The organism is Sinorhizobium sp. 8-89 (assembly GCF_030124325.1).
Lineage (GTDB): Bacteria > Pseudomonadota > Alphaproteobacteria > Rhizobiales > Rhizobiaceae > Sinorhizobium.
Genome location: NZ_JASKLR010000015.1, coordinates 43,427 through 63,117 on the forward strand (window position 1 = coordinate 43,427; position 19,691 = coordinate 63,117).

Below are 19,691 nucleotides of genomic sequence, written 5' to 3' on the forward strand. Positions count from 1 at the left end.
GCATCTACTAAGGTCACCGCAGTGACCCCACCTAATCATCTAGACTGATCCACTCCATGTCGCCACTCGATCCGACTCAGTTGCATATGGCCCTCGTTGTGTTTGCGCTTGCGATGGCGCGTACGTCGGGGATGATGTTGATCACGCCCATCTTCGGACGCGGCATTATTACTGGGCTGACGCGCAATGGCATCATCATTTCCTGGGCGCTTCCGGTCATCGCATATGCTTGGAGAACCAAGCCTACGAACCTCGACGTCATGTATCTTTCACCAATACTGGGCCTGTGTCTTAAGGAACTCGTCGTTGGACTCCTATTAGGGATGCCAGTTGCCACCATCGTGTGGGGTGTGGAGGCCGCAGGTACATTCATTGACAACCAGAGAGGCGCCACGATGGCAAGCCTCCTGAATCGCGCAACCGGGAACCAAGCCTCGCCGCTTGGGGCCTTGTTAGCACAGCTTTATGTCACATGGCTCTTCGTCACCGGCGGCTTCTCCACCGTTATTGCCATACTCTACGGCTCCTATGACATCTGGCCTCTGTGGCGCTTCCAACCCGCATTCGGTCCGGCATTCGTCACCGAAATTCTACGCCTCGCGGACGTCGTCATGCTGCTCACATTGCTTCTGGCTGGCCCAGCCATCGTTGCCATGTTCCTCAGCGAACTGGGCTTGGCACTGATCAGCCGGTTCGCGCCGCAGCTGCAGGTCTTCTTTCTCGCCATGCCGGTCAAGAGCGCAGTCGGTCTTTTTCTGCTTATCCTTTCACTCACGAATGTACTGATCACCGCCGACAAGCACGTGCCCTCGGCTGTCGTGATTTTCAACCACGTCGTCAAGTGACATGACAGGTAAAAAGACCGAAAAGCCCAGCCCCAAGCGACTACGGGACCTACGCAAAAAGGGTCAAGTCCCGCACAGTAAGGAAGTCGTAACCGCGGCAGTGACCATTGGTTTCTTCGCCTTGTTTTTCGGCTCGTTGTCCGGCATCGTAGACCGACTTAAGGCAATGATCCTGAAGCCTATCCCGTTTCTGGAAGGGGACTTTCTCATTGTCTCGCGACAGCTCCTCGAAGTCTACGTCAGTGAAGTAGAAAGTGTGGTCGCACCTTTCCTCGGTGTCGTCCTGGTCATCGGAGTAGGTGCTTACTTCCTGCAGAACGGAGTTGTCTTCTCGCCCGAGGCAGCCGCGCCATCGCTCAAAAAGCTCAGCCCCAGTCAGAATATCAAGAGAATCTTTTCGCTGCAGAATCTCGCTGACGTGGGTAAGTCGATCGTAAAGCTGTTGATGCTCGGTTTGGTTCTTGTATCTGTTCTGAATGAAGGTATCGATGCCCTCGTTTGGACGCCGAGCTGCGGTAGATCTTGCCTCAGCGCAGTTACAAGTAACCTGCTGCTTAAGATCGCGATCTATGTAGGGTTGAGTTATATTTCGGTGGCAATTGTGGATTTCGCATTCCAGCGATGGCAGTTCACGAAAAAGAATATGATGTCGAAGGATGAGGTGAAGCAAGAATTTAAGGAAAGTGAAGGCAACCCTCTCACCAAAGGCCGACGCAAGCGGTTCCATACGCAGCTGCTTGCTAAGAACATGATTGACCCGTCGCGCAGAGCGACCGTTTTGGTTACCAATCCCACGCACATTGCGGTAGCGATTTACTATGATCGGCAGCACACTCCCTTACCCATCATTGAGGCCATCGGTACCGATCACTTGGCGCAGCGAATGATCGATGCCGCGGTCGCTGCCGGAGTGCCGGTGTTGCGAAACATTCGACTGGCGCGCGCGCTCCTAGAGGATGGCCTTGTCGATGAGTATATTCCGTCGCACCTGATTGAACCTCTCGCGGAGGTCCTTCGGGCGCTCGGGACGCTGGCGGCCGATGCCGGCAGTCCATTGCGTTAGTCTCATTCGAGTTCAAGTATTTGAAGACATGCTGCCGCCCGGTCTGTCCGCAGCTCTCTTGGCAGCGATACGCCTGAGATATGGGGTGATATCGAACAACTATTTTGTCTTGTTCACAGTAAGTTTTATCTGTCGGGTGCGTAAAGTGCGGCGCAATGACGGTTCCCGTCGATTTCACTGTCTTGCTGTCAAGATGGGTTATCACAAGGAGCGGGCTCCCTTAGGTCCGCGCCGGACATATCGGCGTGAAGCAGAGCGACCGAATTTCCTCTTGGAGGCGAAACAATGTCCGATCGAGCGGGATTGCCCCCTACGCTTGCCACACTCTTGGAGCAGGCAAAGGAAGAGCGGACTTTTGGATTTTCTGAGTTGATGGAGGTGAAGGAGCGCGCCGAACGCAAGATCTCGAAGAAACTTCTAGTGCAAGGTCCCAGCGCAAATGAAGAAGTCAATGCCTGTCTCGAACGGTTGGAGTATTTCAATCGTGGCGACCCGGAGGCGCTATTGCGTGGTGTCCGCGGCGACAATCCCGCCTGTGGGGATACTCTGCTCAATGCAGGCCATCGGTCCGCGGGTCCCTCACATGCCAATGTACCACTCGATCCGGCGGCGCGAGAATTGTACCGCGAAGGTCTCGGCCAGCTTGCCGACCGCACCGGCAAGGCCCAGCGCACGGCCGAGCAAGGGGTAGCTGTCCGGACTGGTCTCAACATACCGGGCGAAGCAGATGAACAGGCGTGCGGCGGCGATCAACAGGTCGCCGGCGAACTGCGCAATTTCTGCCGCGCAATGGTCTCGAGCGCCTCAGCGCTGGGCAGACTATATAAAGGATTTTTTAAAAACCTTAGCGCCGAGGGGTTCGCGCAGCGCATTGCCTTCTTGACGCGTACGCTCGGCGAAGACATCCGCTTAGCCGGTCCCTCTGTCGAGCCAGCGCAGTTACATTGCATCCTTGGAGGACTGAAGGCCCTCCGTGTGCTGGACAGCGTGCATGAGCGCTGCGGCGAAATGATCATGCGGATACGGAGGCAGAGCCAGCTCGACATGACCCCTGCTGCGGTGATGCAGCAGTTACTGCCGTTTGTCGGGGACGTCGTACCCGGGCCTTCGAACGTCAATCCGATTCCGGAGCGACTCGGAATCTCGCCCGACCGACTGGATGTCCAAATTGCGGTACTGCGCGAATCGCGGAATCTCCTCTCGATGATACCGCCCGGTGTTTACCGCGATTTAGAGACGCGAACAGCAGGGCTAAGGGCGATGCAGCAAGCAATGGACATCCTCATTGAAAAGGAGGAAAGCGCATGAATGCCGAGATCGGCTTCTGTTTGACGATGGCGCTCATGTCCAAGGCCGCGAAGGCGTGGTTGTCCGTGCTGGCAGCGCACAAACCAGATCACATTTGTCCAGCGACGCGGTTGACGTACTCAAGCAGACGCGGCGCGATTTTATCTGAGAGGCGTGCCGTGCTCTGACACGAGAATGATCCCAATGACGGAACAACTCATCAGTTTAGACATGCGCGACGACCTGTATGTGCGCGCATACCTTTACAGGGTATTTGGCTACCAAGACAACGCCGCCAAGTTGCTGTTCGGTCCCGTGTGCCGCCGGGCAGGACATGCGCGCTGTCTAGCATTGCTGCAAGCGGGAGCCTGCGCGGATGCTGCTGCCCAGACAAGCCGGTTTCCGGCGCAGCCATTGGGCGCGAAAGACCGCGTTTGCACCCTGTGGCCGTTGGCCAGCGCCCATTGGCAGCTCGGCGTTCGGGCCAAGGTGAGGGCTTGGCCGGAAGGGGACCTACAGAAAACGTCGCGCGGATGGCCAGCGTGAAGTTTCTCCACAAAATCCTGACGGCGCCGACCGGCCGTAACGATATTGTTCTGGTGGCGTTGCTAATCGCGATCATTTTTATGATGATCATTCCGCTACCCCCAAGCATAGTGGATGTGCTGCAGGCCATCAACTTGGGCATCTCAGCGCTTCTGCTGATGCTGGCGGTTTATATCAAGTCACCCCTCGCGTTCGTCTCATTCCCGTCCGTACTCTTGCTGACGACGCTCTTTCGGCTGTCGCTTAGCATCGCTGCGACACGTACGATCTTGCTGCGCGCGGATGCCGGTCAAATCATCAGAACATTCGGCGAATTTGTAGTGGCCGGCAATCTCGTAGTGGGTGCGGTCACCTTCCTGATCATCACAATTGTGCAGTTTGTGGTCATCACCAAAGGCTCCGAACGCGTGGCCGAGGTCGCTGCACGCTTCTCCCTGGATGCAATGCCAGGCAAGCAAATGAGCGTCGACGGCGACCTGCGTGCTGGCAGCATCGATATCCGAGAGGCACGACGGCGCCGTGTCGCGATCGAGCGCGAGAGTCAGCTGTATGGTGCCATGGACGGTGCCATGAAGTTCGTCAAGGGTGATGCCATCGCCGGCTTGATTAGCATCGCGGTGAACATCATAGGCGGCATCGCGATTGGTTCGCTGCAAAAGGGAATGGGCTTGTACGAGGCGCTTGAGGTCTACGCGATCCTCACCATTGGGGATGGGCTGGTCGGTCAGATTCCAGCTCTCTTCACAGCCGTCACGGCAGGCTTTATCGTCACGAGGGTAAGTGATGACGATAATGGCGCCGATCTTGGCAGTGAAATCGGCGAAGAGGTCAGCGCACAGCCACGTGCACTGATCGTCGGGTCATTCATCCTCCTGTTGTTCTCTTTCGTGCCTGGCTTCCCCATGGTGATCTTCGTGATCTTGGCAGCACTGGCGGGGGGCGGTGGCTGGCTACTGCAGCGCAGTCGGCAGCATTCAGCCCCGGTGTTGTATTCCGGCTCGAAGAACGGCGGCGTCCTTTCACCGGCGTTGGATGGGGCTGCCGAGCTTGGCATCGTGCTGACGGTACCTGTGATGGTCGATATTGGCCACGACGTTCAGCTAATCGCCCAGCCAGATCTATTGAATGAGGCGGTGGCCGCCGTGCGGCAGACAATTCTTGTCGATCTCGGCATTCCCCTTCCGGAAATCAAACTGCGGGTCAACGATAGCTGCAAGGACGGAGCCTACATCATCATGCTGCATGAAATACCGTGTGGTGAAGGAGAGCTACGGTCGCAATACCTTCTGGCACGCGAGACGCCCGAGACTCTCGACCTTTTGGGCATTCCCTATGTACTGGATAAATGCTTCTTGCCTCAGATCGAGGCAGTCTGGGTGGACCTTGCACACCGCGAGTCCTTACAAGCTGCCGGCATCCCATTCCTGGAGCCCGTTCAGATCCTTAGCTATCATGTTGATCATGTCCTCCGCCGACATGCTGATGAATTCGTCGGAATTCAGGAAACGAAAATACTTTTGAACCAGGTGGAAGCGTGGCTCCCGGAACTCGTGAAAGAGGTGCTGCGCTCAGTTCCTGCGCAGACGATTTCTGAAGTCTTTCAGCGACTGGTGTCCGAAGGAGTCTCGCTGCGCAACATGCGCACCATTCTCACGGCACTCCTCGAATGGGGCCAGAAGGAAAAGGATACGGTCCTACTGACCGAGCATGTCCGCTGTGCGCTGAAGAGGCAAATCTGCTTCCAGTATTGCAGCATGAATCTGTTGCCGGCCTACATTCTGACACCGGACGTGGAAGACATAGTGCGTAACGCCATTCGGCAGACTTCCGCTGGCAGCTATCTCGCTCTCGACGCTCTTACCACACGCCAGATCATCGAAAAAATGAGAGAGGCGACCGGCGACCTCCACCAGCAGCCGCACAAGCCGGTTTTGCTGACTTCCATGGATATCCGCCGATACTTGCGCAAGATTATTGAAGCCGATTTCCACGGCCTTCCAGTGCTCTCGTATCAGGAGCTTACTCCCGAGATCTGTGTACAGCCATTGGCAAGGATATCGCTGCCGTGAAGAATGCCACAACACAGCAAACGGGTGAGCAGGCCGAACTGGCCTTACGCGTGTTGTCCGGCCCCAACCGGGGTGCTGAGACATCACTGGGCGAAGGAGTTTGGTTGATCGGTAGCCAAGACACCGATGATCTCACCTTCGCCGATCCGGAACTGGTTGGGTCGCATCTTTCCATCGCGATCACGGCGGGAAGGATCGAGATCACAGCGCTCGCGCCGGGCGTGCGCGTTGGCGGTCGAGATCTCCCAACAGACAAGCCGATCATTCTTGAGCCGAGCACTCCAGTTGAGGTCGGGCGGACGATTTTCGGTGTCATGCTCGCCGGGCACAGCTTTCCCGACGTAGTCTCTACGCTCGAGGATAAAATGCTGGACGCGCCGCATCTCTCCTCCTCTTCGCTTGAAAAGCTATCGGTTCTGGAGGGCCACGAAACACCTCTCTCAACGGGCCCCATACCCCGGCAATTGCGGCTTGGCGCGTTGGTTTGCGGCTTCCTGATCATCACATGCACTGGGGTCTGGGCAGGGATGGAATGGGTTCCCGCTCTCACCTTGGCCGCCGTTTCGGCTACTGATCGCATCAAGATAGCACGAAATGTCCTTCGCGATTTGGGCGTTGCACACGACATCAAATTCAGTCTCTCCGGTGAAAGGCTCGTCATCGACAGCGAACTACTACCTGCAGAGGGTAAGAAGCTTCAAGCCGCCCTACGCGGCGCCGGACTAACGGCTGAAGTCGCACCGAAAAGACGGCCGGCCACTCCGTCCGGTGCAAAGCTCATTGATCTCGCAACGACGGTCTTGCGGGCGTTCGGCATCGAGGGCAGCGCTCGCGTGGGAGACGCAGGACAGATTGCGCTGACTGGATACGGTCCGAGCGACGCGAGCGTCGAAGCGGCGCTTCTTCGCCTGCAGCAGGATATTCCCGGGGCGCACAAAATTGATGATGCGATCGCAACACCCGAGCGCGCCCGCGCTTTCCTGGAGACGGCCACAGCAACGCAATTACGCCGCTCCATTCGCATAGTGACGAAGCCACACGTCGTACTTGTCTCAGGAATGTTGTCACCGGCCGCCTACGACGAGTGGACGGCTGTTTCTTCTCGCTTCGAGAAGAAATTCTCACCTCACATCCGACTTGAGACGCGCTTCTCGCCCGTGTGGTTGCCGGCGCCGACAGGTTTAGACCTCGGCCCGACTCCATTCATCGTTATTGAGAATAGAATGCACCTGAAAGTTGGCGATAACGTCGATCACGTCGGCAAGATCATCGCCATCGATCGTGACGGAGTACTTGTGCATATCGGCGAGTCTGACGTGCATGTTCTTTATCCAAGCAAGCCGAAATGGATAGCAGAGGAGGCTCAATGATGAGTGAGGATTTGGTCATGTTTGACCTACAGAGGCAGCTTTTCAATGATGTCGATGGCACATACAGATCTGCTGTTGATACAGAGTTGGAAAAATGGCGGGAATCGTTGAAACGCGAGATGGATGTCGGCGTTCCGAGGCAGGCGTTCGAAGTATTATCTGCCATTGCCGACTCGATAACTGCCGCAAGAGAGGTGGTTGATACAACATGGATGCGTTATCACGCCAACCAATTCCAATCTGGGAGAAGATAATGGATTTCAATACCATAAATTCCAACGTAGGCGGAGATGTTGTGACCTCAGAACAAAATCTCAGAAATTACATGGCAAATATGAATCCAGACAACACTATGGATCAGCTTCGCCTCCAATCCGCGATGAACAGGCATACTACACTCGTGAATTTGGATTCGACCCTCATCAAAGTGATCCACGACGCCCTCAATGGCATTATTGGAAACATCCGGTGAGTGACCTAGGTCAGATTCCGGCGGCCCGCGGCTCACTGCCGGGACTACATCTGCCGCCCCGTGCAGGCAGCCACGTGCTTTCGAGTTTTTGGCGCTCCGCGTCTATTCGGTACGCGTCGGGGATTGTTTCCAATCGCCGGCAGAGCATGAGAGACACCCGCATCAGCAACGCAACGGCCACCCGGTGACTTTTAGGCGCAATTAGATGTTTTCAAGGTTTTTGCAACTACGCCACCTCCGCTATTTCAAAGGCATCGTGGATGCTGGTAGCTTTTGCCGGGCTGCGACCGCAATCAACGTGGCGCAGCCGGCCTTAAGTCAACAGATTGCTGCCTTGGAAGCCGAGCTTGGCGTCCCGCTCCTGCACCGCAGCGTCCGGGGCGTTTGCCCGACACGGGAGGGCAAGGCCTTGTATCGAGAGGCCGCCTCCATCCTGCAGCAAGTGGAACAACTGCACGGCATCGTTCGCTCCACGGCGGGAGAACCGGAAGGCTCGGTAAGGGTCGGCATGTCCTCGGCGCTCGCTGCTTCCTTCGCGAGCGCCTTTGTGGGCGCCTGCCAGACTGAACTCCCAAAAGTGAAAATGCGTCTAATCACGGGAGACTTCCTCCACATGAGGCCGCTCATCGAATCACGCGCGCTCGACATCTGCGTCGTGTTTGAGGATGAGCCCGCTCAAGGCTTTGCGCGCCAGCCGCTGTTTCATCAGCCATTGTCCCTGGTCCGGCCGGCGCATGCACAAGACGTGGAATCCTCGGTTCCGCTCGAGTGCTTGGCTGAGCTTCCTCTTGTTCTGCCAACACGGCCGAGCACAATTCGCAATGCACTGGACCGGGCGTTTGAGGCGGCCCGCGTAGTTCCGAACTGCCTTGCGGAGGTCGACACCTTTAGCAGTGCGCTCTCCTTAGTCAAGGCCGGTATCGCCAGTGCCATCGTTCCCAAGAGCGACCTGTCGGACATTGCCGGCCATGAAGACCTGATCCCGGTTGTCATCGATCCACCAATGCATATGACGGCATGCCTGATCTCCTCCCGCGACCTTCCGCTCACCTCCGCCGCCGAGGCTGTAAGCGCCTTACTCGTTACGCAGGTGGAGAAAGTGCATCAGAAAGACCTCACATCGGATGCGAGCGCGGCTTTTTCAGATAACCCGTCTCGTGGGTCGGCTACGCGAGATAATCAAGCATCTCTTGTACCTGAAAGCACCTGATAATCGAGGCGGCCGACTTCCGGATGTAGGCCCCTGCAATTTCATATTGGCGCCGTTTCAATGTGGATTCTAGTCGCCGAAGTGGGGAACGGATGGTCCAAGCTTCGAAACTTTGCGCGAGATCAATGCGGTCATGCCCGATTGATGCTGTTGAGGCTGGATCATCGGCGTAGTTGAGGAGTGATGCGATGCGAATCGGGAGTGACCGCCTCGGCGGCTTTGCGGCGTTAAACCAGCAGATCGTTGACCGACTGGCAGAGGCCCCGAGTGCGATGACTGCGTTCCGCGAAGGGGTTCACTCACTTAGCTCGCTGTGTTCTCGGAACACGCAGACCCCACCTGCGAGGAGCCCTGAACTGCCATACGGCGACCGGGCAAAGCATAGCGGGGAAGGTACGACGGAAAGCGGGACGGGCGGCCGATCAAGCTTTGCCGCGCGAGCGGTGAAGTACGGCTTGTGCGTTGCAGCTGCCGGCTACACCTATGATAAGGTCGCTAATGACTTCCCCCTTTCCACGACCTCGCTGCATGATGGGAAAAGGGGCTTCACCAGCAACCAACGGTTGAAGGTGGCCCGGGCGACGGCGAGGGAATATTACGCGCGCTATCACGCCGCAGGCCACGAAGCTCAGCGTTTGAGTAGGCGCCCCCACGTTCCATTTCGTATCTGCGGCAACAACCAGTTCGCTACTATGATCGATTACCGGGCAGCGACCCGCGTCCACGTCGCGCAATTGGTGGATTCCGTAGAGGCGCGCGGATCACTCGTTCGGAACCTAGCCTTCATGAAGGGCCACCTTGTGAATAACGAGCGCGTGGCCAAGTACAAGCCGCCGCAGGTGCCGAATGATCCGGATCTGACGAAGAGTCCCCTTTACAATCAGAAGAATAAATACGCGCTGACGGGCGTGCTCAATAAGGATACCGGTGCCTACGGATACACCTCGAGGTCGGTCACTCAGCCTTTTGTGAACAAGGGGGTACAGCACTTTCGAGATACCATCCACAGTGAGAAAGGGCTGACCCTCAAGCGATGCATCGAAATGGTTGAGGCGCTGCTCCAGAGGAACAGCGGGCTTAGCGAGGAGATCCAGTTTGCGGCCGGCCAGGCTATCTTAAACTTCAGACAGGTCTACGCTGCGGACGCGCACTGGGGACATGCCGAGAACGTCGTGATGAAGACTCTGGCCGAGCACGGTTTGCTATCACTGTCGGAAACCGCGAAGCTCGATGCGACTCTGATGTTTGAGGATCCCGACAAGAACAGGCTGAAGCGTAACACGAGTTTAGTGGGTCCATGGCTGCACAAACTCGATACCCGAATCCAGGAGATTCGGTCAGGTCACGACCCCGCAGTGGTCGCGGATCTGAACCACCCGGATATCGCACAGATGAGATACCTCCCCATCGCGCATTTCAAGTTGAACGAGCAGGGAAATGGTTTCGAGGACTGCTCCGGATTCGGCGATTCATTCACGTGCGCCAATGCCGTCGCCTGCATTAACCACACGCGCTTGATGAGTGGCCAGCAGCGGCTCTCAAAGGAGGAGGTCATAGTAATCGTGGCATGCATCAACGCCGTGTATGACGACACGAGCTCAATCCGGCATACGCTCCATGAGATAGCGCGTGGCTGTTTCGCGGGCGCTGGTTACACGATCGAGGATGCGGATGAGTTCTACGCGCTTGTCTGTCGAAAGGCGGCGGAAGAGTATTATGGCGGCCGGAGTCTTTCGAAGATTGGGTAATGATGGTGGAAGTCTGCAGCCGCCTGGAGGAAGTCTGCCCCTAAGAAAACTGATCGCTTGGCGCCGCGGCATGTCGCGAAAGGAGATGCCCTCTTCAAAAGGTCGTTGCGCGGCGTCATCCGGCTCCGTCCCTTGGCTGCGACCTCTACGAGATGGTTCACGCCCTCGATGCGGGCGCCGATAGTCTCAAAACGAGTTCGGACTGCTCTGTCGCCTAAGCCGCGTTTCGGCGACCACCGTCGAATATGCCAGCGGTGTTGATACTGCCGCAGAAGAATTTCGTGGATACCAAGGCGCTGCCTGGCAACTTTACGTTGGGCACACGATGGAGGCCATCGAGAAAACCCAGGCGACTAGATCACTCGTCACCTGAATCCGAAATTCGTGTCATAAGTCCTGGGCTTTCTGGCAGAAACGTTTGACGGAGGTCAGGATGTCGTCTGCGATTTCGTCCACTGTAAGGCTTCGGGTTCTCGTTATGGCGTTCGATGAAGCTACGGATGTCGGCTTCGAGCTGCATTGTCGAAGTGTGGACGCCGCGACGGAGCTGCGTGCGGGTCAGTTCCGCAAACCAGCGTTCGACCTGATTGATCCGTGATGCCGAGGTCGGGGTGAAGTGCACGTGGTAGCGCCGCCGTCGCATCAGTTTTTGACCATTGCAGTTTTGTGGGTCGCATAGTTGTCCATCACGATATGAACGTCCAAATCGGACGGCACATTCGCATCGATCTGTCCAGCTTTCGCGAAGCGCGCATGGAGCGCGCAACACGATGCTTGCGCACCTGTCGCTCTAGATATTCCCGCTCCGCTCGCTCAAAACCAATGGGGCCGTTGGTCGGCCAGTCGCATTTGCCACTGCTCAACCTCCAATGAAGAGGTCAAAGCATACAATGTAGTGAATTTTAATTCCAGATGACTGGTCTTAGTCTAGATCAAGCGCACCCTCGCCAGCGCCCGCTACCGCGGCCACAATGGCCCCGGTGAGCCTCCGGTTGCGGGGCTTTACCAACGGCCAGAAGCGCCGCCTCACACTGCCGATCGAGCGCAAGAAGCAGGGACGTTCCGCCATCGAGCTGGTCATCGCCATAGCAATGCTGACATCCCATGCGCGCATTTACGTCGCCGGCGAACGCCAAGACGAGATGCCGACGGAATAGATGCGCCCGGACCATCTGTTCGACAGCCGACGCCACCTTCCGTTAGTCGACAAAGATCCGCTCTGCCCTGTGGGAACTGTGATGCGAAAATCTCTTGTGCCGACCGCCTGCGAGTGTGCTTACTGCTCCATATCCGACTGGCACGTTCTTTGCTTGATCTCATAGTGCCGTTCCATCACAGAAACCAAGGCCAAAGAGGTCCATCTCCATGCATCCCGTCGCACCGAATGATAATGTGACTTGTTGTCCGGCTGTAGTTGCTCGCGTGATTTCGCAGCAGTTGTTGATGATGAAGAACCTACATCATCGATTGCTCAGCCTCATTTTGCACAGCGGTCGGAAACCTTGAGTGCACCCAAAACGCAATCCGTTCTCAAGGGTCTCGAAGGAGCAGACTTCATTAGCACAATCGCTAGCTTCGGTCACGAGTCGCTGGTCTATCTTGCTAAGGCTTGATTACGTGGAACAAAAGTGTTCGTTCCGGATTGACGATGCTTGCCCGATATCTCAGGCCGGGGAGGGCGTTTCGCGCTCTGAGGGAGGCAGCTCTAGGCCGTCGGTGGATCAATCTTCCCAGTCGCCAGTGCGACGTTTTGATCAAGACGAGCTTTGGCGGAACGTGAACCAAGCCGGTCAAGTGCCGGCCGTCAGCATTGATTCGGCGAACTTTTGGCGGTGGATGTCTCCACCTGCCATTTCGCCAGTGCCAAGTGTCAGTTCAGCCAAGCCCGCCACCCTGGCATCCAGCCGTCGGTCGGGGGTAGCATTCCTACGCCTCATCCCCCCATCGATTTCCTAGAACCTATAGGCAGCGCATTCTCGCCTCCATCGGAGATGAATTATGACGAGCATCGGCAGACTTGGGAAGTCGCACATCGAGGATGCTGGAGCCGATGGCACATGCGGACCGAGCAGTTCGCGCTCGGAATCAAGTCTTGCCCCTGGAGAAGGCTGCCAATCATTCGGTTCGGTCGTGGAGCCGACGCGCTCTAGGCCTCAAGATACAGGGACATCCTGCGCTCGCATCGCGCGCCGTGCCGATGATGCACTTGGGGACAGCTCTTCCGGTCCCTTCGCTGGCGCCCGTCGAATTTTGAGCGCTGCGCTACGTGCAGCGACGGCGCCACGGCGGCACGTGCAGCCGTGGAGCGGTCTTCCCTCATCGCCCGAGGCTGGCGCGCCAGTTCGAAAAGAGAGCTATTTGCGTTCTGATGACACATCCTGGCCACATGATCAACAACCCTCAAGCTCGCAGTCAGACGCGCTTTCACCTCACGGGCACACCGTGTCCGGCATGGATGCGCAAACACGACGACGTGTATGGGATGTAGCCGCGCGGGGTGCCCAAGTCGCAAGCTCGGCAACACACCTTGAGGAAATACACCTTAATGACGCTCTACACGATCTTTGCTTCGTTAGCGACATCGCCACATTCTCTCGCGCGGTCGCGGAACATGGCCATAAGCTGCGGGGCCAAGCGGGGCATGCAACATTCCTGCAAAAAGCCGCAGCCGAGTTCACGCGTCGATTTGTCCCACGATGGGGACAAGATGCCCGCGCCTGGTCCTGGCAGTATGCCACGACGTGCAACGCATTGAGTCGGGAGGCTGGAGGTCAGGCAGGCATGGAAGCTTGCAAGGCTATGGCAGCTCAGGTGTCGATGTTTGACCACGCGCTAAACGGAGTCGAGAACAAGGCGCTTTCGCTCTTCGTATTGTCGTTCAGTCGACATCCCCGGGTGAAGGAATGCCGCAACGGAATGATTAGCGTTGCCGAATTTATTCGTAATCAAAGGGAAGTGCTTCGGGAACTCAACGGTCAAAGTCTGGCCCTGCTGGTCAACGGTTTCAGCAAGTGGCCGGAACAGCAGAACGCTCGTGAGGCTACAGTAGCAATTGCCGTCGAGATCCGTCATCATGCCGACCGGCTCTCCGGTTTTGATCCACAGAATTTGGCAAACTTGGTGAACGGCTTCAGCAAATGGCCGGAGGACTGCCGTGCCGCCATAAATGCGATCGCTTGTGAGATCCGTCATCGCGCCGGCCGCCCCGACCAGCTTTCGGACCACACTTCCCAGCATTTGGCCAATCTGGTGAACGGTTTCAGCAAATGGCCCGAACAAGCGGGCTGCGGCGAAGCCATCGTCGCGATCGCCGGTGAAGTCCTTCGCCGGCCAGAAGGACTGGCTGACTTCAGCTCGCAGCATCTGGCGAACCTGGTGAACGGCTTCAGCAAATGGCCACAAGAGGAGGACACTCGCCGCGCCTCGATCGCGATTGTCGGTGAGGTGCTTCGCCGCGCCGACCGCATCGCTGATTTTACCCCGCAGGGACTGGCGACCTTGATGAACGGCTTCAGCAAATGGCCGGAAATGGGGGACTGTTGCCGTGCTGCGGTCGCGATAGCCACAGAGGTTATTCGCCGCGCCGATCGTGGCGCCTTGAAAAACGCTTTTAATCCGCAGCACCTGGCAAACCTGGTGAACGGCTTCAGCAAATGGCCGCAAACGTGGGATTGTGGCCGTGCCGTAGCCGTGATGGCCACAGAGGTTATTCGCCGCACCGATTGTGGCGCCTCGATGAATGATTTTAGTGCGCAAGACCTTGCGAGCCTCATGAATGGTTTCAGCAAATGGCCACAAACAGTAGAATGTCACCGCGCTGCAGCTGCAATCGCCAAGGAGCTCACCGGCCGACGAGGCCGACTGTCTCAGTTCAGTCCCCAGGGGCTCGCGATCCTGGTGAACGGCTTCAGCAAGTGGCCCGACAGCTGCCGCGGTGGTATCGTCAGCATCGCCACCGAAGTCTCTCACCGTGCCGACCGGCTCTCTGGGTTTGATCCGCAGGGCCTTGCAAACCTCGCGAATGGTTTCAGCAAATGGCCTGACGAGACGTGCTGTGGCGAAGCCCTCCTTGTGATCGCTGACGAGATTTTTCGCCGCGCCGAGCAGCTCACTGGGTTTGATCAGCAGGGGCTGGCGAACCTCGCGAACGGTTTCAGCAAATGGCCCGAACAAGCGGGCTGCGGCGAAGCCATCGTCGCGATCGCCGGTGAAGTCCTTCGCCGGCCAGAAGGACTGGCTGACTTCAGCTCGCAGCATCTGGCGAACCTGGTGAACGGCTTCAGCAAATGGCCACAAGAGGAGGACACTCGCCGCGCCTCGATCGCGATTGTCGGTGAGGTGCTTCGCCGCGCCGACCGCATCGCTGATTTTACTCCGCAGCACCTGGCGAACCTGGTGAACGGCTTCAGCAAATGGCCGGAGGAAGCGGCGTGCCACCAGGCGATAGTGGAAATTGCGCGCCAACTCGGCGCCGGAGGCCAGCGATTCGGGGCCTTCACCACTCCTCAGCTCTGCGTTATTGCCAATGTTCTGGCGCGACATATCACGAAGGGGGAGGACTTCGGAGAGATTGCTGAGACCGGTCTGGTGAAGGATCGGTTACACCAGCTAGCCCACTACCTTCAGTATGCCGATGATAGACTGGGGCAGGCAGACGCTCTCAGCGTCGCCACCCTGTTGAAGGCGCTTGCCAAGGCCCAGCTATTTGATGACCTGAGTTTCCTAGCGCGAGCAGGGCTAGAGCGGCTCACCGTGCTGCTCCGTGCCGCTGATTTTGTCATCAACAATAACCTCGAAACCATGGGTAATCTTTGCGCCGCTTTGTTGCCGCTGGCGCGCAGCCCGCAGAAGCAACTGCACTGGCACCGGAGGCAGGCTCTAAACTTGCTGAACGACATTCAGCCGGTCGTCGAGCAAAAGATCGAGGCCCATCTCAGAGCAAGTAATGCCGAGCGCATCCGTGGACCGGCCTCCAGTCGTTGTCCCGCCTTGTCGATCTATCAAGTACTCAAAGTCCGTGTGAGCCTGGAGGCATTATACCGGCGACCGCATGTCGAAGGCGTGAAGTCCGATTTGCGGTTGAGGCAGCAAGAGCTGCGGCGCAAGACCAAGGAGATCCTAGTCAGCACGCGGGACCTCATCGAAGGCGATCTTTCCAACATGAGCTGGAACGTGATCGCGGAAATCGAAGCGGAGAGCCCAGTCGATGCGCTGGACACCTTCATGGCGCGGAACGCGGCGGTAGTCCAGGCCCAACATCCCGCGTCGGTCTTCGATGTCCATCAGGTGCTTCGAGCCATGGACCACGAGCCCAGACCGCCCGAAGGTGAGGCGGGACTCATGCGGTTGCCGGTGGTAGACATGCAGGGCCGGCGAATAGCCACAGAACCGGAGATACGCTATTCGATTTTTCATCGCCTGACCTCGGGCGCTTTGCCAGTGGTTGCGGTGCAGCTACCGGGAAAGCCGAGCGCCTTCATGCTGGCACGTACGCTCACCGTCGAGGGTGTGCCGTACCGCATGGATCTGTTCGGCGGCAGCAAGCTAAAACCGCCAAATCAGACCGTGTCGCAGGTCGCCGCCCGCCCTCCGGGTGCGGCGGCAGCCACGCCCGGCGGGGGAAAGTTGCTGGCGATTCCGTACGCCGAAACCGCACCGGGCACGGCGTTCGAGCAGCTATCGCGCGCTTGGGCCCCCTTCAAAGAGGCATATTACTACACGCAGCGCCGGGGCTTTGCGGCGCCTCCGGCAATCAACGGCCTGGGACCTCACGACTACGCGCTGGAAGGCGCCTTCAAACTGTCGCTGCTGCCGGACCGCCGGGCCATCGAGGCGCACCCCTTCAGGTTGACCGGCCCGCAAGGCTCGATTGCCTTGCGACCGCATGACGGCTGCGGCTTCATCAAGGCTTCCCTGGCCGAGCGTATGCAGGCTGTTCGCCGGGCCGGTCCACAGCAAGGTCCTGACCGGCTGCCTGCCTTTGGTGAGCGAAGGAGATCCTCCATTCCTGCATCGGCGCTGCAACATTATCCGCGCAGCGAACTGGTGGCCGATGAGGTGCGAAAGACGGCCACCAAGTGGCTCGAGAGCAGACAAGGGCGCGAGTTGACGTCCGAAGAGCTGTTTCGCACCGTAACGGCCGGACACATCGACGGTCCCGGCGCAGTTGCCGTACCGTCCAGTGATAACTGCCTCCATGTGCCGACGCTCAAAAGCGAGACGTTGACCGGGACGAGCGGTGTGCTGATCGGGCGAGCCCCCTATGACAAGCCCAACCTGCGCCCGTTCGCGGCCGAGCAAGTCAGGTCGGCGGTCGATCGCGACCCGACCGCCCTGTTTCTCGATAGCTGCACGGCCATCCAATACAGCTTTAATGTCGCCGAGAAGTCGGGACAGGAGCTGACTGCCGACGATCCGATATTTTTTGCCAAAGGCATTCTGATCGTGGTCCCAGATAAGATGTGGCCGGCCGAGTTCGCCGAGCGGGGGCTGGTGATGTCTGCGGAAGACGTCAAGTGCCATTCGAACTGGACGCAGAGCAAGGACCGCGTCAAGGTGGACACACCGGTCGACTGCGTCGGCATCCTGCAGGCGACCGAGGTGTTCGCTCCGGGGTCTTTGGTTGCTGTCCCGACCGGCGAACAGAATAAGCTTGATGGTGACTTTGACGGGGATACCGTCGTTATCGTCGGGGACCGGCCACAGCTCTATGAGCATGTGCGTGCCTTCGATCAAAAGGAGCAAGCTCGCGGACGTCGCTCACTCAAGCCGCCCAAGTCGCATAGCCCGGCGATCGCGGCGGATGGCTACCAATTCAGTCGTGGCCGCCAGATCCTCTCCGCCACGCAGAACACCCTGGAAACCTATAGCTGCCTGCAGCGAAGCTTTCTGGCTCAATCCCATGAAGGACGCCGTTGGTTTGCCGAGCGTGCAATCTTCGGCACATATGAGGGCATTCACCACGAGCTCGGGCGAGAGATCGGTCGGCTGTTGGGTCAGGAACAAGTAAGTAGCGGGGACATCCTCAACACGATCGCGAGAGCTAGGGACGAGGTTGAGGTCGCCAAAAATCCGGTCGCCCGCGAATTGGCCGAGTTGCTCGTCGCCGACCTCATGGCATGGGCAGCGAGGCCTGACCCGCAGCTCCAGCCCGACACAGTAGGCGTGAGCGGCGCAAAGCTCACTGTGAGCCCACCGTTCTGCGAGCTTTTCCCGGAGCTGGCGGAGACCTATACGGCAACTCCTCAGCCGCGAGACCGCGTCCAGCTCTTGCTCGACCATTATCCTGCGCGCATTCATCCCCGCCCGGATGGCTACAATCCCGACGACCTCGTACAAAGTGCAAACAACCTCCTGAGCCTCGGCATCAAGGTCGCCACCGACGCATATAAATCCGACACTGGCGCCCGTCTCTTCATGAGGAAGAGCGGGACACTTATGCAGTTGCTTTCACAGGCGCCGGGGCTGAGATCCGTCCCCTACGTCAAGAACATGGCGGCGCACCTCAAACACGGAACGCTCCGTGTCGATTCGGCCTTGGAAGACCTGAAGAACAATCCCACGCTGGCAGCTTCAGTCATGGAAGCCTCGCTCAAACTCGCAACAGAGGAGGGGATTCTGCCCCCACCCTCTGGCCGCCGGTCTGCCCTCGAGGATTCCGCCATGATGATCACGCTCAGCCGCGAGGAGGCCTTAGAGCGCGCCACGATTGAAGTTACCCGCGCTCAGGCCGAAGAAAGCAAAATCACCGAGGCGGCACTTAGGGTTGCCACAAGCCTGAGGACAGCGGACATCCAGGTGAATATGCCTCATCTGGAGCACCGCTTGCGATCGAAAGCCTCCATGACTGACCAACTCACAGGGATGAGCATCAGGCCATGCGACTCGCAGCTCATCAAAAACGCCGTACGCCATGTCTTCGAAGTCCCTGACAAGGATTTTACGCGCGCCTTCAAGAAAGCCATGCTTGCCTTCGACGAGCTGGGCTATGCCGAGATCAGCACGACCAATTGGTTCAGAGTACGGACCCCGACTTTCATCGGCATCAAGACCGTGCTCACCACGCCGGACAAATATCGCTTCGAGGTGGAGTTCCATACGCCAGGAAGCTATCGGGCCAAGCTTTTGAACCACGACGCCTACAAGAAGCAGGACGGGCTGCGGCAAGAAGCGGGCGCAGATGCTTTGCGGCGGGCGGAGGAACTCGCGCAGCATACTAGAAAGGTCTGCAGCAACGTCGCGATTCCCGATGACGCCGTGGGCATACCTCATTGGGGAATAGAAAAGATTCGCGGGGGAAGTGCCGCTATGGCACTTGAATTGCAAGCTGTCGCACAGCCAAGCATGCCTCAAATCGCCAGGTCCACGGAGGCAAGGGAGATTGTCGCGGCCATCGGCATGCGGCCGATCGTGCTCATCGGCATGCCATGCGCCGGTAAATCCACCATTGGCGAAGCCTTTGCGAAGCGGCTCAGGCTGCCCTTCGTCGATACAGACCAAAAAATCAAGGAAAAAACCGGTAAAAAGATATCCCAGATATTCGAGGTCGATGGCGAGGAGTATTTCAGGAAGTTGGAGGCGGATGTGATCGCTGATTTGCTCAAGACAGGGCCTGTGGTGATCGCGACCGGTGGCGGCGCGATCCTGCATGAGCAGAGCCGGCGCCTCATCGGCAAGAAAGCGCTTTCGATCTGGCTTAATACCGGGCTCGAAGTGATCGAGAAGCGCCTCAAGCATGATACGAGCCGCCCGCTGATGCAAGGTACCAATCGGAAGCAGAAGATTGCCCAACTATTCAGAGAGCGGAGGCCGTTTTATGAACAAGCCGACTTCACATTCGCCCCGTCCCACAAACGAGATAAAAAGAACGCGGATCTATGCTTGACGGCGCTGCACGCTCATATTCACGGCGAGGCGGTCGCCGCGGAGCAACCTTCCAGCACGACCGGTGTCAGGCACAACATAGTCTTTCCTTGATCGCGCCCCTCGATGAAAACTGCAGTCAGTACGGATCCATTTGCAATAAGGAAGGACCCGCGGAGCTCCCGCTAATAGCCGCTGAGGCGGGGGTTCTTGAAACTC

The 19,691-nt window shown here is 57.9% G+C and carries 12 protein-coding genes and 1 pseudogene; 12 read left to right on the forward strand and 1 reads right to left on the reverse strand.

All coding sequences use genetic code 11. From position 1 onward, the window contains the following. Nucleotides 1-56: 56 nt before the first annotated feature. From sctT to xopAG, 10 genes are all read left to right on the forward strand, one after another. A complete protein-coding gene (gene sctT / locus QN219_RS23520; RefSeq protein ID WP_283979391.1) occupies nt 57-845 on the forward strand; it encodes a type III secretion system export apparatus subunit SctT in 789 nt (262 codons plus the stop codon). Nucleotide 846: 1 nt separating this feature from the next. Next, a complete protein-coding gene (gene sctU, locus QN219_RS23525; protein WP_284002499.1) occupies nt 847-1,908 on the forward strand; it encodes a type III secretion system export apparatus subunit SctU in 1,062 nt (353 codons plus the stop codon). A gap of 285 nt (nt 1,909-2,193) precedes the next feature. Continuing rightward, the gene (locus QN219_RS23530; RefSeq protein WP_284002500.1) at nt 2,194-3,216 is read left to right on the forward strand and encodes a TyeA family type III secretion system gatekeeper subunit; all 1,023 of its coding nucleotides are present in this window, start codon (nt 2,194-2,196) and stop codon (nt 3,214-3,216) included. Then, nucleotides 3,213-3,383: a hypothetical protein gene (locus tag QN219_RS23535; RefSeq protein ID WP_283979394.1), complete on the forward strand. Its 171-nt coding sequence runs from the start codon at nt 3,213-3,215 to the stop codon at nt 3,381-3,383. Before QN219_RS23530 ends, QN219_RS23535 begins: the two co-directional genes overlap by 4 nt. 345 nt (nt 3,384-3,728) lie before the next feature. Beyond that, nucleotides 3,729-5,810, forward strand: coding sequence for a type III secretion system export apparatus subunit SctV (gene sctV / locus QN219_RS23540; RefSeq protein WP_284002501.1), 2,082 nt, complete (start codon nt 3,729-3,731; stop codon nt 5,808-5,810). Next, entirely contained in the window at nt 5,807-7,180 is a 1,374-nt protein-coding gene (locus QN219_RS23545) for an FHA domain-containing protein (protein WP_284002502.1), read from the forward strand. Before sctV ends, QN219_RS23545 begins: the two co-directional genes overlap by 4 nt. After that, nucleotides 7,180-7,434, forward strand: coding sequence for an EscE/YscE/SsaE family type III secretion system needle protein co-chaperone (locus QN219_RS23550; RefSeq protein WP_284002503.1), 255 nt, complete (start codon nt 7,180-7,182; stop codon nt 7,432-7,434). Before QN219_RS23545 ends, QN219_RS23550 begins: the two co-directional genes overlap by 1 nt. Next, nucleotides 7,434-7,652 carry an EscF/YscF/HrpA family type III secretion system needle major subunit gene (locus QN219_RS23555; protein WP_284002504.1) on the forward strand — a complete coding sequence of 73 codons (219 nt, stop codon included), beginning with the start codon at nt 7,434-7,436 and terminating at the stop codon, nt 7,650-7,652. Before QN219_RS23550 ends, QN219_RS23555 begins: the two co-directional genes overlap by 1 nt. A gap of 205 nt (nt 7,653-7,857) precedes the next feature. Then, the gene (locus QN219_RS23560; RefSeq protein WP_283979399.1) at nt 7,858-8,862 is read left to right on the forward strand and encodes a LysR substrate-binding domain-containing protein; all 1,005 of its coding nucleotides are present in this window, start codon (nt 7,858-7,860) and stop codon (nt 8,860-8,862) included. Between the two features lie 188 nt (nt 8,863-9,050). Further along, the gene (gene xopAG, locus QN219_RS23565) at nt 9,051-10,610 is read left to right on the forward strand and encodes a XopAG/AvrGf1 family type III secretion system effector (RefSeq protein WP_284002506.1); all 1,560 of its coding nucleotides are present in this window, start codon (nt 9,051-9,053) and stop codon (nt 10,608-10,610) included. Nucleotides 10,611-10,997: 387 nt separating this feature from the next. Here xopAG and QN219_RS23570 read toward each other — a convergent pair. After that, a pseudogene (locus QN219_RS23570) lies at nt 10,998-11,342 on the reverse strand (transposase); the annotation flags it as partial. Nucleotides 11,343-11,581: 239 nt separating this feature from the next. Here QN219_RS23570 and QN219_RS23575 point away from each other — a divergent pair. After that, complete coding sequence (locus QN219_RS23575) at nt 11,582-11,767, forward strand: hypothetical protein (protein ID WP_283979401.1); 186 nt, start codon at nt 11,582-11,584, stop codon at nt 11,765-11,767. Between the two features lie 1,642 nt (nt 11,768-13,409). Continuing rightward, a complete protein-coding gene (locus QN219_RS23580; RefSeq protein ID WP_284002507.1) occupies nt 13,410-19,586 on the forward strand; it encodes a shikimate kinase in 6,177 nt (2,058 codons plus the stop codon). Nucleotides 19,587-19,691 lie beyond the last annotated feature (105 nt).

What these genes read in the sequence shown, in the direction of transcription:
- sctT (WP_283979391.1), top strand. Translation starts at nt 57, where the DNA reads ATGTCGCCACTCGATCCGACTCAGTTGCATATGGCCCTCGTTGTGTTT.
- sctU (WP_284002499.1), top strand. Translation starts at nt 847, where the DNA reads ATGACAGGTAAAAAGACCGAAAAGCCCAGCCCCAAGCGACTACGGGAC.
- QN219_RS23530 (WP_284002500.1), top strand. Translation starts at nt 2,194, where the DNA reads ATGTCCGATCGAGCGGGATTGCCCCCTACGCTTGCCACACTCTTGGAG.
- QN219_RS23535 (WP_283979394.1), top strand. Translation starts at nt 3,213, where the DNA reads ATGAATGCCGAGATCGGCTTCTGTTTGACGATGGCGCTCATGTCCAAG.
- sctV (WP_284002501.1), top strand. Translation starts at nt 3,729, where the DNA reads ATGGCCAGCGTGAAGTTTCTCCACAAAATCCTGACGGCGCCGACCGGC.
- QN219_RS23550 (WP_284002503.1), top strand. Translation starts at nt 7,180, where the DNA reads ATGAGTGAGGATTTGGTCATGTTTGACCTACAGAGGCAGCTTTTCAAT.
- QN219_RS23555 (WP_284002504.1), top strand. Translation starts at nt 7,434, where the DNA reads ATGGATTTCAATACCATAAATTCCAACGTAGGCGGAGATGTTGTGACC.
- QN219_RS23560 (WP_283979399.1), top strand. Translation starts at nt 7,858, where the DNA reads ATGTTTTCAAGGTTTTTGCAACTACGCCACCTCCGCTATTTCAAAGGC.
- xopAG (WP_284002506.1), top strand. Translation starts at nt 9,051, where the DNA reads ATGCGAATCGGGAGTGACCGCCTCGGCGGCTTTGCGGCGTTAAACCAG.
- QN219_RS23575 (WP_283979401.1), top strand. Translation starts at nt 11,582, where the DNA reads ATGGCCCCGGTGAGCCTCCGGTTGCGGGGCTTTACCAACGGCCAGAAG.
- QN219_RS23580 (WP_284002507.1), top strand. Translation starts at nt 13,410, where the DNA reads ATGGCAGCTCAGGTGTCGATGTTTGACCACGCGCTAAACGGAGTCGAG.